Source organism: Micromonospora cabrerizensis (assembly GCF_022230955.1).
Taxonomy (GTDB): domain Bacteria; phylum Actinomycetota; class Actinomycetes; order Mycobacteriales; family Micromonosporaceae; genus Micromonospora; species Micromonospora cabrerizensis.
Genome location: NZ_JAKKFI010000085.1, coordinates 1 through 11,184 on the forward strand (window position 1 = coordinate 1; position 11,184 = coordinate 11,184).

At 72.1% G+C, this 11,184-nt stretch carries 11 protein-coding genes and 1 pseudogene; 5 read left to right on the forward strand and 7 right to left on the reverse strand.

All coding sequences use genetic code 11. The features are described from left to right. Positions 1–325 (reverse strand): annotated as a pseudogene (locus LADH09A_RS23180) (hypothetical protein); the annotation flags it as partial. A 136-nt stretch (positions 326–461) separates the two neighbouring features. Here LADH09A_RS23180 and LADH09A_RS23185 point away from each other — a divergent pair. The 3 genes from LADH09A_RS23185 (at position 462) to LADH09A_RS23195 (ending at position 3,605) form a co-directional block, all read left to right on the forward strand. Beyond that, positions 462–674, forward strand: a complete 213-nt coding sequence (locus tag LADH09A_RS23185) for a hypothetical protein (protein ID WP_238647583.1) — start codon at positions 462–464, stop codon at positions 672–674. Between the two features lie 197 nt (positions 675–871). Then, complete coding sequence (locus LADH09A_RS23190; protein WP_372492339.1) at positions 872–2,878, forward strand: DEAD/DEAH box helicase; 2,007 nt, start codon at positions 872–874, stop codon at positions 2,876–2,878. A gap of 106 nt (positions 2,879–2,984) precedes the next feature. After that, entirely contained in the window at positions 2,985–3,605 is a 621-nt protein-coding gene (locus LADH09A_RS23195) for a putative glycolipid-binding domain-containing protein (RefSeq protein ID WP_238647585.1), read from the forward strand. Positions 3,606–3,620: 15 nt separating this feature from the next. Here the strand turns inward: LADH09A_RS23195 and cds1 are convergent, their stop codons facing one another. The 3 genes from cds1 to LADH09A_RS23210 are packed head-to-tail and all read right to left on the reverse strand — an operon-like array spanning position 3,621 to position 6,083. Beyond that, positions 3,621–4,712 (reverse strand): L-cysteine desulfhydrase Cds1, encoded by a 1,092-nt coding sequence (gene cds1 / locus LADH09A_RS23200; RefSeq protein WP_238647576.1) that lies wholly within the window; start codon positions 4,710–4,712, stop codon positions 3,621–3,623. A gap of 32 nt (positions 4,713–4,744) precedes the next feature. Continuing rightward, positions 4,745–5,575 (reverse strand): SDR family NAD(P)-dependent oxidoreductase, encoded by an 831-nt coding sequence (locus LADH09A_RS23205; RefSeq protein WP_238647577.1) that lies wholly within the window; start codon positions 5,573–5,575, stop codon positions 4,745–4,747. A 49-nt stretch (positions 5,576–5,624) separates the two neighbouring features. Further along, positions 5,625–6,083 (reverse strand): Lrp/AsnC family transcriptional regulator, encoded by a 459-nt coding sequence (locus tag LADH09A_RS23210; RefSeq protein WP_238647578.1) that lies wholly within the window; start codon positions 6,081–6,083, stop codon positions 5,625–5,627. Between the two features lie 270 nt (positions 6,084–6,353). On the opposite strand from LADH09A_RS23210, the gene LADH09A_RS23215 reads away from it, so the two are divergent. Beyond that, the gene (locus tag LADH09A_RS23215) at positions 6,354–6,620 is read left to right on the forward strand and encodes a BldC family transcriptional regulator (RefSeq protein ID WP_007454516.1); all 267 of its coding nucleotides are present in this window, start codon (positions 6,354–6,356) and stop codon (positions 6,618–6,620) included. Positions 6,621–6,724: 104 nt separating this feature from the next. Here LADH09A_RS23215 and LADH09A_RS23220 read toward each other — a convergent pair whose 3' ends face one another. Beyond that, on the reverse strand, positions 6,725–7,354 hold the full coding sequence (locus LADH09A_RS23220) for a UbiX family flavin prenyltransferase (protein WP_238647579.1): 630 nt from the start codon (positions 7,352–7,354) through the stop codon (positions 6,725–6,727). Positions 7,355–7,605: 251 nt separating this feature from the next. Here LADH09A_RS23220 and LADH09A_RS23225 point away from each other — a divergent pair, with 251 nt between their 5' ends. After that, positions 7,606–8,487: a terpene synthase family protein gene (locus LADH09A_RS23225; protein ID WP_238647580.1), complete on the forward strand. Its 882-nt coding sequence runs from the start codon at positions 7,606–7,608 to the stop codon at positions 8,485–8,487. On the opposite strand, the gene mqnP is transcribed toward LADH09A_RS23225, so the two are convergent. Together mqnP and LADH09A_RS23235 are read right to left on the reverse strand one after the other, a co-directional pair. Next, positions 8,476–9,387: a menaquinone biosynthesis prenyltransferase MqnP gene (gene mqnP / locus LADH09A_RS23230; protein WP_238647581.1), complete on the reverse strand. Its 912-nt coding sequence runs from the start codon at positions 9,385–9,387 to the stop codon at positions 8,476–8,478. The genes LADH09A_RS23225 and mqnP overlap by 12 nt on opposite strands. Further along, complete coding sequence (locus tag LADH09A_RS23235) at positions 9,387–10,847, reverse strand: menaquinone biosynthesis decarboxylase (RefSeq protein ID WP_238647582.1); 1,461 nt, start codon at positions 10,845–10,847, stop codon at positions 9,387–9,389. Before LADH09A_RS23235 ends, mqnP begins: the two co-directional genes overlap by 1 nt. Between the last annotated feature and the right edge of the window lie 337 nt (positions 10,848–11,184).

Sequence of the window (11,184 nt, forward strand, 5' to 3'; positions counted from 1 at the left end):
CGCCCGTCCCGAGCCCGCCGCTGCCGCCCGGTCCGCCGGTGCCCGCGCCACCGGGTCCGCCGGGTCCGATGCCGGCACCGCCGTTTCCGCCGCCGCCGGCGATGACCGACACGCCCGGCGTACGAGCGACCGCACCCGTTTCCGCACCGCCGGCCGGATGGCCGAGCACCGCCGAGGCGACACGGCCCGCGGCGGGCGGCGGCTGGGCCGCGGCACCCGTCTCCGCGCCGCCGGTGGTGCCCGCGCCGGCACTGCCGAGCTGGCCACCGTCCAGCGTCGGCGCTCCCCCCTCGACGGGCAGCGACAGCGGAAACTCCCGATTCACCGGACCCACCACTGGCCCTTCGGTCACCTCCGGGCAGGGCACTGCCAGCGCCCGCGGTGGACGACACAACGGCGGCACCGACCTGGCCGGAACCGTCTACGGCAGCGGCGAGGGACCGGGTTTCACCACGATCGCGATGCCCGCCAACGCGGTGGAGAACTCCGGCTCGCTGACCGGCCACATCCTGGCCCAGGGCTGGGCCGACACACCGTCCGAGCGGCGCAGCAACGCCAAGGTGATGATCGTCCTGGCCGCCGCTCTGGGGCTGTTGGTCGCGATCAGCGTCATGATCGTTCTGCTGGCCGGCGACGCCCTGGACGGTCTGGTGGGCGGCGCGCTCAACGGGTGAGTCACCGGGCGGGCGGGATGGTGAGTCCGCCCACTACCGCCGGGCAACCGACTGGCGGGTTCGTCGGACCGCCGTACACTGGCATAGATCACTGACCCGGCGCGCGTGGTGTGCGCCCCTGGGCGGTCTTGCGGGCGATCCGGCGGCACAGCCGCGGCAGGCCATCGCGAAGATGCGCCCCGCTCGAAAGGCATTTGTTGACCACCTCTGCTGACCCCAGCACCGTTACGTCCGTTCTCCACCCAACCCCGGCGACCGACAGCGCCTCGGAGCCGGTCGACACCGCTTCGAGCGAGGCCGGCACCGCGCCGGCCGAATCCGCCGCGCCGGTCGACTTCGCCTCCCTCGGCCTGCCCGAGCCGCTGGTCCGCGCACTGGCACAGCAGGGCATCACCAGCCCGTTCGAGATCCAGCGGGCCACCGTGCCGGACGCGCTCGCCGGCCGTGACGTGCTGGGCCGCGGGCAGACCGGCTCGGGCAAGACGCTCGCCTTCGGTCTGCCACTGATCGCCCGGCTGGCCACCCGCAACCGGGCCCGGCCGATGCGCCCGCGCGCGCTCATCCTGGTTCCGACCCGGGAGTTGGCCATGCAGGTCAACGACGCCCTGTTGCCGCTGGGCAAGGCCGTCGGCATCTTCCTCAAGACCGCGGTCGGCGGTGTTCCGTACGACCGTCAGATCGACGCGCTGCGCCGCGGCGTGGAGATCATCGTGGCCACCCCCGGCCGGCTCGGCGACCTGATCGAGCGGGGCATCTGCCAGCTCGACGACGTCGAGGTCACGGTGCTCGACGAGGCCGACCAGATGGCCGACATGGGCTTCCTGCCCGAGGTGACCGAGCTGCTGGCGAAGACGCCCGCGAACGGTCAGCGGCTGCTCTTCTCGGCGACCCTGGACGGCGACGTCGACGCGTTGGTCCGGCGGTTCATGAACGACCCGGTGACCCACTCCACCGCGCCGTCGACCGCTTCGGTGTCCACCATGGACCACCACATGCTGCTGATCCCGCCGCACGAGAAGTTCCCGGTGGCGGCCTCGATCGCCGCCCGGGATGGTCGGACCATGGTCTTCGCCCGCACCCAGCTCGGCGTGGACCGACTGGTCGAGCAGCTCGCGGCGGTCGGCGTACGCGCCGGTGGGCTGCACGGCGGCAAGACCCAGCGGATGCGCACCAAGACGCTGGCCGAGTTCCGTGAGGGCCGGATGAACGTGCTGGTCGCCACGGACGTGGCGGCTCGGGGCATCCACGTCGACGGGGTCACCCTGGTGCTGCACGTCGACCCGCCGAAGGACCCGAAGGACTACCTGCACCGCGCAGGTCGTACCGCCCGGGCTGGCGAGTCCGGCGCCGTCGCCACGCTGGTGCTGCCCAAGCAGCGCCGCACCACCCTGGCGATGATGGAGAAGGCTGGCGTCGCGCCGGCCGAGACCCGGGTCCGGGTCGGCGACCAGGCGTTGGCCGAGCTGGTCGGCGCCCGGGCGCCCAGCGGCGTCCCGGTTCGCGTCGAGGCGGAGCCCAGGGGCTACGGCGACCGCTCCGGCGGCTCGCGTCGGTTCGACGACCGCTCCGGCGGCCCGCGCCGCTTCGGTGACCGCACGGGCGGCGAGCGTCGCTACGGCGACCGCCCCACCGGCGAGCGCCGCTACAGCGACCGCCCTCAGGGCGACCGCCAGTACAGCGACCGCCCTCAGGGCGAGCGCCGCTACAGCGACCGCCCCCAGGGCGACCGCCAGTACAGCGACCGCCCTCAGGGCGAGCGCCGCTACAGCGACCGCCCCCAGGGCGACCGCCAGTACAGCGACCGCCCTCAGGGCGAGCGCCGCTACAGCGACCGCCCGCAAGGCGACCGCCAGTACAGCGACCGGCCCCAGGGCGAGCGTCGCTTCGGCGACCGCCCGCAAGGCGACCGCCAGTACGGTGACCGGCCCCAGGGCGAGCGTCGCTTCGGCGACCGCCAGCACAGCGACCGGCCGCAGTTCGGTGACCGGGACGGCCGGCCGACCGGTGAGCGGCGCTTCGGCGACCGGCCGCAGGGTGACCGGCCGACCGGTGAGCGGCGCTTCGGTGACCGCGACACTCGGGGTGGTTTCCGCCCGGAGAGCCGTGTTCGGGACGACCGTCCCCGCGACGACCGGCCCCGTGAGGACCGTCCGCGCGACGACCGGCGCGGTTTCGGCGGGCGACCGCCAGCGCGTACCCACTGATCCACTGATCGACCGAACGCCGTCGCGGAGCCCAGGCTTCGCGGCGGCGTTCGCACATGCCCTGCCGAGGTCGGCCCGGTCGCGTAACGTCCGGCTCATGCCGACCATGCCGAAGACAATCTTCTGGTCCCGGACGGACACCGCCGGCAGCGAGCAGGTGCTGCTCGACGACAGTCGGGGGTTGACGGCCCGGGGCACCCTGCTCGCCGTCGATCCGATCCCCTGGACCGCGCGTTATCAGCTGACCACCGCACCGGACTGGACCACCACCCGGGTCGAGGTCGAGGCCGAGGGGCTGGGTTGGCTGCGCAAGGTGACGCTGGAGCGGGCCGCGGACCGGTGGCGGGTGACCACCGCCGAGCAGGGCGACCTGGACGCCGCGCTGGTCGCGGCCGGTCATCCCCGGGCCGGCCTGCCGGGCACCGACGACCCGGACCGGTTGGCCGACGCGCTCGACGTCGACCTGAGCGGCTCGCCGCTGTTCAACTCGCTGCCGGTCCACCGGCTGGGGTTGGCCGCCGAGCCGGCCGACGTGGCACACCGGATCACCGTTGCCTGGGTGCTGCTGCCCGGTCTGGAGGTGGTGGCGGCGGAGCAGATCTACAGCGGGCTCGGGCCGGGCCGGGTACGTTTCGCCAGCGGCACCTTCACCGCCGACATCGATCTCGACGACAGTGGCTTCGTGGTGCGCTACCCCGGGCTGGCCGAGCGCATCGACCCACGCTGACCGTGCCCGCGTGACTCAGGCGGGCCACGCGCCGCTGGTCAGGAAGCGTTCGATCGTGGCCAGGTGCGGCGTCAGGTCGAGGCCCTGGGCGGCCACCCAGTCGTCGGCGTAGTACGTGTCGGCGTACCGGTCGCCCGGGTCGCAGATCAGGGTGACCACCGAGCCGGTCCGGCCCTCGGCGAGCATCGCGGCGATCAGGCCGAACGCGCCCCACAGGTTGGTGCCGGTGGAGCCGCCCACCCGGCGGCCGAGCACCGCCGAGCCGGCCCGCATGGCGGCCAGCGATGCCGCGTCCGGCACCTGGACCATCCGGTCCACCACCGAGGGCAGGAACGACGCCTCCACGGTGGGGCGGCCGATCCCCTCGATCCGGGAGCCCCTGCCGGTGCGCACCGACCAGTCGGCGGCCACCCAGGCCGGGTAGAACGCCGAGTTCTCCGGGTCGACCACGCAGAGTTTGGTGGCGAGCCGGCGGTACCGGGCATACCGGCCGATGGTCGCGCTGGTGCCCCCGGTGCCGGCGCCCACCACCACCCAGGTGGGGATGGGGTGCCGCTCCAGCTCCAGCTGGGCGTAGATCGACTCGGCGATGTTGTTGTTTCCCCGCCAGTCGGTCGCCCGCTCGGCGTAGGTGAACTGGTCCATGAAGTGCCCGCCGGAGTCCTCGGCCAGCCACCGGGCCTCGACCACCACGCTCGCCGGGTCGTCCACCAGGTGGCACCGGCCGCCCTGGAACTCGATCTGCGCGATCTTCTCGGGCGAGGTGGAGGCCGGCATCACCGCGATGAACGGCAGCCCGAGCATCCGGGCGAAGTACGCCTCGGAGACCGCCGTGGAGCCCGAGGACGCCTCGACGATCGTGGTCTGCGGCCCGATCCAGCCGTTGCAGAGCCCGTAGAGGAACAGTGAGCGAGCCAGCCGGTGCTTCAGCGAGCCGGTGGGGTGGGACGACTCGTCCTTGAGGTAGAGGTCCACCCCCCAGGCGCGGGGCAGCGGGAATGGCAGCAGGTGGGTGTCGGCTGAGCGGTTCGCGTCCGCCTCGACGGTGGCGATCGCCTCCGTCACCCAGGTCCTGCTGGCCTCGTCGCACCGGTCGAGATGAGTCACGCTCGGAAAAGTAGCAAGCAGGTCAGGGGAGGTCAGCGCCGGTCCGGCGGGCGGGACCTGCGGAGTTGGCGGCGTTGACCGGCGCGCCCGGCCGCCTGGACGATCGGGGTCAGTGCGACGGCCAGCCCGGGGAGGACGTCGAGCAGCCGCACCTGCGCTCCCCGCCAGCGGGGCAGACTCACCACCGGGCGTGGTCGGCGGGCCAACCGGACCGCCCGGGCGGCCACCTGCTGCGCGGTCAACATCGACCCGGTGAACGAGGCCACCGCCCCCGGGTCGTCCAGCCGGTCGTGCAGCATCGGCGTCCAGATTCCGTCCGGGCAGAGGCAGGAGACGTGCACCCGCCGGTACCCTGCCATCCGCAGGTCGGACAGGGTGCCGAGGCTGAACGCCAGCAGGGCGTGCTTGCTGGCCGCGTACACCGTCTCGCCGGGCGCGGCGATCAGCCCGGCCAGCGAGACGACGTTGAGCACGTGGCCGTGGCCCTGCTGGCGCATCACGGACAGCGCGGCGAGGGTGCCGTTCATGGCGCCGAGGGCGTTGACGTCGAACACCCGCCGGCGCGTGGGCCCGTCGTGCTCCCACGACGGCCCGGTGACCAGGATTCCGGCGTTGTTGACCCAGAGGGCGAGGTCACCCCGGCCCGCCGCGGTCGCGGCGATGGCGGCGCAGGCGTCCTCGTCGCGGACGTCCAGGGCCGCCGACCAGCCGCCCAGCGGTGCCGCAGCGGCGGCGACCGCCACCGGGTCGAGGTCGGTGAGCAGCACCGACCAGCCGTCGGCGTGCAGGGCGCTGGCGATGGCACGGCCGAGGCCTCCGGCAGCGCCGGTCACCACGGCCACACGACGTCCCGGCGGGGTCATCGGCGCACGCTACCGCCGGCAGCCGGGCGACACCAGGGGTACGCGGCCGTCACGTCGTGGGCGGGCCGACCGGCTGCGGGCGGTTCTCCCACTTGGTGGAGAGCGCGATGGCGGTGCGGGTGGAGGCGACCCCGGGGGTGCGGTTCAACCGCACGATCAACTGCTCCAACTCGGCGATCGTGCCAACCCGTGCCTTGAGCAGGAAGGATTCCACGCCGGCCATGAAGTAGCAGGACTCGATCTCGGGCAGCACCCGCAGCGACTCGAGCATGTCGTCGCTGTCGGCGCCGGAGTCCTCGACGATGCCGATCAGCGCAGTCACACCCAGCCCGATCGACTCCGGGGCCACGTCCGCGCGGTAGCCCCGGACCACGCCGCTGCTCTCCAGCTTTCCGACCCGTTCGTGCACGGCCGGGGCCGAGAGCCCCACCTGTCGGGCCAGCTCGGCGTACGAGAGGCGAGCGTTGCCGCGCAGCAGGTCGACGAGGTTCAGGTCGATGGCGTCCACAGAGAGTGACCTTAACCGTTGGGGCATAACGCGAGGCCTTCGGCATCCGTTGGACTGAGCGGTGAGTCACTGTTCACAAACCGCCGGTCAAGGCAGAGGTAGCACCAGTACCATTACTAACTCCCCACTCAGTGCATTTTTCGCGTTTGGGCGGACAGGCCATGTCCCTGGTGCTGTAATTGCCATACGTCCCTCATGACGGCTCTGGGCTACGCACCAGCCGGGGGCAGTGTGTTCAGCCGGGGGCTTCGTCGACGCGAGGAGGGGGCTGTGGACACTGGAGATCGCCTGCTGACACCGGGTGAGGTCGCCGCGCTGTTTCGGGTAGACCCGAAAACTGTGACGAGATGGGCGGCGGCCGGCCGGATAGGAAGCATCCGGACTCCAGGCGGGCATCGCCGGTTTCGGGAATCCGAGGTGCGAGCCCTGCTTGAGGGGGAGGGCATGCTGGACGAGGTGGATGAGGTCGGAAAGCCACGCAATGTGGGGCCGGCCGCATCCACGGGGCCGGGTCCGGCCAACGCTGGCATGTACTGAACTGGTGCGGACAACGCTACGCGGACCGGGCACCAGTCCGGTCCGCGTCCCGCTTCGGCCGACCGCCGGGCGGTGTCGCGGCGCGGACTGAGCAGAAGGCCGGCTCAGGTCCGGGCCGCACCGAGCTGCCCGGACCACCGACGGAACAGGGTGTGTGGGACGCCGAGCGCGTCGAGCACCTTGCCGGCCACGAAGTCGACCAACTGCTGGGCGCTGGCCGCCGCGCCAGCCCCGTAGAAGCCGGGGCTGGCTGGCAGCACCACCGCGCCGGCGTCGTGCAGCGCGATCAGGTGCTCCAGGTGGCTGCGGGTCACCGGTGTCTCCCGGGGGACCACCACCACCGGGCGGCGTTCCTTGAGGTTGACCTCGGCGGCACGCTGCAACAGGTCCTTGGAGAGCCCGATCGCGATGCCGGCGCAGGCTGCCGTGCTCGCCGGGACCACGGCCATCCCGCGTACCCGGTAGGAGCCGCTGCTCGGCCCGGCGGCGAGGTCACCGGCCGGCCAGTGCCGCACGTCCGACCCGGTCAGGTCCCGGTCGAGCCAGGCGGCGAGGTCCTCGGCCCAGTGCCCGTCGCGGAACGATCGGCCGGTCTCGTCGAGCACGGTGAGTCGTGCCGCGCGGGACACAATCAGGTCCACCGGCTCGCCCGCGTCGAGCAGGCCTCCGATGACGGCCGCCGCGTACGGCGTACCGGAAGCGCCGGAGACCCCGACCACCCATGGTTCGCGCATGCCCCCAGCCTGCCTGGTCCGGTCGGGCCACTGGTGAGCACCCCCGGATGCTCCGGTCCGACATGGCCCTCGGAGCAGGCGCATCTGTCGGCGACCTGACATGCTGCCGCTGGCGACTCGCACCGGACCATCTCACGCAGGAGGCATCGGTGACGACGGGCGAAACCCTCTGGACTCTACGTGCCGAATGTCCGATCCCGTCCCGGCTCTCACCGCACGCTGACCGCGCACAGGCGTGGATGCTCGGCCTGTTGCCCGAGCTTGGCCTGGCGCTGGACGATGCCGCGCTGCACCGGCTTTCCCGAGGAGCCTTCGCCCGGTACGCCGGGCGGCTCTACCCCGAGGCGACCGAAGCCGACCTGCGGACGCTCACCGCCCTGTTCACCTGGTTCTTCCTGGTGGACGACGCCTGCGACGGGCCGGACCGGCTCACCCCGGAGCAGATCCGGGCTCTGCGCAACGGCACGCTGGCGCTGCTGCACGACGGCCCCCGACTGCGTCAGGCCGGCCTCACCGGTCCACTGCGGCGGCTGCTGGTGCTGGCCTGGCGGGAGCCGCGCCGTCGGATGCCGGCCCGGTGGCGGTTGCGCTTCGCCGAGGCGGTGGCCCGGCACCTCGACGGCACCTGGCAGGAGGCGGTCAACAAGGAGGCCGGCCGCCGGCCCAGCGTCGACGAGTACGTCGAGCTGCGGCGGTCGACCTCGGCGGCGGAGGTGTCGTACCCGCTGGTGGAGTTCACCACCGGCCGTCCGCTGCCTGATCCGGTCTACCACCACCCGCTGCTGCGCCGGATCGCCCACGTCGGCAACGACCTGCTCTCCTGGTACAACGACCTGGCCTCGTTGGAGCAGGACCGGGCCACCGCCGGCGGGCACAACCTGGTCCTGGCCATGGAGGCCGAGCTTGAGGTGCCGACGGCGGTGGCGGTCGAACGGGCGGCCGAGCGCTGGCGGGAGTCGATGCGGCGCTTCGTCGCCCTGCGGTCCGCCGTGCCGTCGTTCGGCCCGGCGGTGGACCGGGCGGTCACCGACCACCTGGACGTGATCGCGTACGCCGTTCGCGGCACCATCGACTGGACCCTGGAGAGCACCCGCTACCCCTCCGGTGCCGTGCAGCCAGCCTCAGGGGCGTAGGTCGAGCCGGATCACCAGGTCCAGGAGTGCGAAGACGAACAGCGCGATGCCGACGAAGCCGTTGGCGGTGAAGAACGCCCGATTGACCTTGCTCAGGTCGGTCGGCGTGACCACCAGGTGCTGGTAGCCGAACGCGACGGCGGTCAGCGCCAGCCCGATCCACCAGAGCCAGCCGAAGCCGATCAGCGCGCCGAACCAGACGAACAGCGCGAACGTCACCACGTGCGCGACCGTGGAGGCGTGCAGCGCGAAGCGCCGACCGTACCGGGCCGGCACGCTGTGCACGCCGATCTCCTGGTCGATCTCGGAGTCCTGGCAGGCGTAGATCAGGTCGAAGCCGCCGATCCACAGCCCGACCGCGACGCCGAGCAGCCAGGCCGGCCAGGAGCCGTCCAGGGTGCCGGTGACCGCCAGCCAGGCGCCGACCGGGCCGACGGCCTGGGCGATCCCGAGGATGGCGTGCGGCCAGTTGGTGAAGCGCTTCGCGTAGGGGTAGACGACCAGTGGCACCACGGCGAGCGGGGCGAGCACCAGACAGAGCGGGTTGAGCAGGGCGGCTGCGGCGAGGAAGACCACCAGTGCGACGGCCGCGCCGGTCCAGGCCGTCCGCACGCTCACCGCGCCGGTGACCAGTTCCCGGCCGGCGGTACGGGGGTTTCGCGCGTCGATCCGCCGGTCGAGGATCCGGTTGGCGGCCATCGCGAACGTCCGCGCCCCGACCATCGCCACGGTGATCAACAGCAGGTCCCACCAGCGCACCCGCCCGCCGTTGACCTGCATGGCGCTCAGCGCCGACAGGTACGCGAAGGGCAGCGCGAAGACCGAGTGCTCGATCGCGACGAGCTTGAGGAAGGACTTGACCCGGCCCGGCTTCTCCACCGGTGCGTCGAGGACGGCCATCAGAGCCCGTACTCCTTCCAGCGCTTGTCGACCAGGGCGCTGACTTCCGGGCTCATGCGCATCTCCTCCGGCCAACCGCGGGTGTAGCCCTCGGTGGGCAACTTGCGGGTCGCGTCGACGCCGGCCTTGCCGCCCCAGAACTGCTGGTACGACGAATGGTCGAGGTGGTCCACCGGACCTTCGGTGAGCAGCAGGTCGCGGGCGTAGTCGACGTTGCCGAAGGCGCGGAAGGCGACCTCGTTGTAGTCGTGCACGTCGCAGTCCTCGTCGACGATCACGATGAGCTTGGTCAGCGACATCAGGTGCGCGCCCCAGATCGCGTTCATGACCTTCTGCGCGTGCTTCGGGTAGCGCTTGCGGATCGACACGATCGCGCAGTTGTGGAACACCCCGGCGGCCGGCAGGTCGTAGTCGACGATGTCCGGGATCATCAGCTTGAGCAGCGGCTGGAAGATCCGCTCGGTGGCCTTGCCGAGGCCGTGGTCCTCCTGCGGCGGCTTGGACGTGACGATCGAGTGGTAGACCGGCTTGCGCTGCATCGTCATCGCCTCGATGTGCAGCACCGGGAACGGCTCGACCGGGGTGTAGTAGCCGGTGTGGTCGCCGAACGGCCCCTCGGGCAGCCGCTCACCGGGCTCCAGGTAGCCCTCCAGCACGATCTGCGCGTGCGCCGGCACCTGCAACGGGACGGTGAGGCAATCGACCATCTCCACCCGTTCGCCGCGCAGGAACCCGGCGAACAGGTACTCGTCGATGTCACCGGGCAGCGGCGCGCTGGCCGCGTACGAGACGACCGGGTCGCAGCCGATCGCGATCGCGACCGGCAGGCGCTGCCCGAGGCGCTCGGCGACCGCGTGGTGCGCGGTCGAGTCCTTGTGGATCTGCCAGTGCATACCCAGGGTGTTGCGACCGTGCTGCTGGAGCCGGTACAGGCCCAGGTTGCGCTTGCCGGTCTCCGGGTGCTTGGTGTGGGTCAGCCCGTAGTTGTGGAAGATGCCACCGTCGTCGGGCCAGACCTGCAACCCCGGCAGCCGGTTGAGGTCGACGTCGTCACCTCGGTAGACGACCTCCTGGCAGGGCGCGGTCTTCACCTTGCGCGGTGGCACCGACTTGAGCTGCATGACCTTGCCGAGGCCCTCCCGGATGCCCGACCAGCCGACCGGCAGCTCGGGCTTGATCAGCGAGCCGATCCGGGCACCGATCTCGTCCAGCGAGTCGACGCCGAGGGCCATCGCCATGCGCTTCTCGGTGCCGAACAGGTTGATCGCGACCGGCATGTCGCCCCGGGTGGGGCGCTCGAAGAGCAGCGCGGGGCCGCCGGCCCGCACCGTGCGGGTCACCACCTCGCTGATCTCCAGGGTGGGGTCGACCGGGACGTCGACCCGGCGCAGCTCCCCCGCGCGCTCCAGCGCCGCGAGGAAGTCCTTGAGATCGGTGTACGGGAAGCCACGAGCCGCCATGTCGCCAGTCTCCCGCACCGGGTGCCGCCCGGCCCAAGCCGGGTGCTGTGACGCTCGCGATTCGCCCTGCGCGGCGGGCCAGGAGGCACCCACACCTTGATCCACTCGGGTTTCAGGAAGTGGGGGTATCCAGTGGCCCGGGTTGGCCCGACTTCCTGAAACCCGAGTGGATCAGCCGGCAGGGCCCACGGCTCGGGCATGGCAGGTGGCTGAGCGGGTAGCCGGCCAGGTGGCTGAGCGGGCAGCCGGGCAGGTGGCTGAGCGGGCAGCCGGGCAGGTGGCTGAGCGGGCAGCCGGGCAGGTGGGGCACGGATGGAGCGAGAGTAGGGCAAGAGGG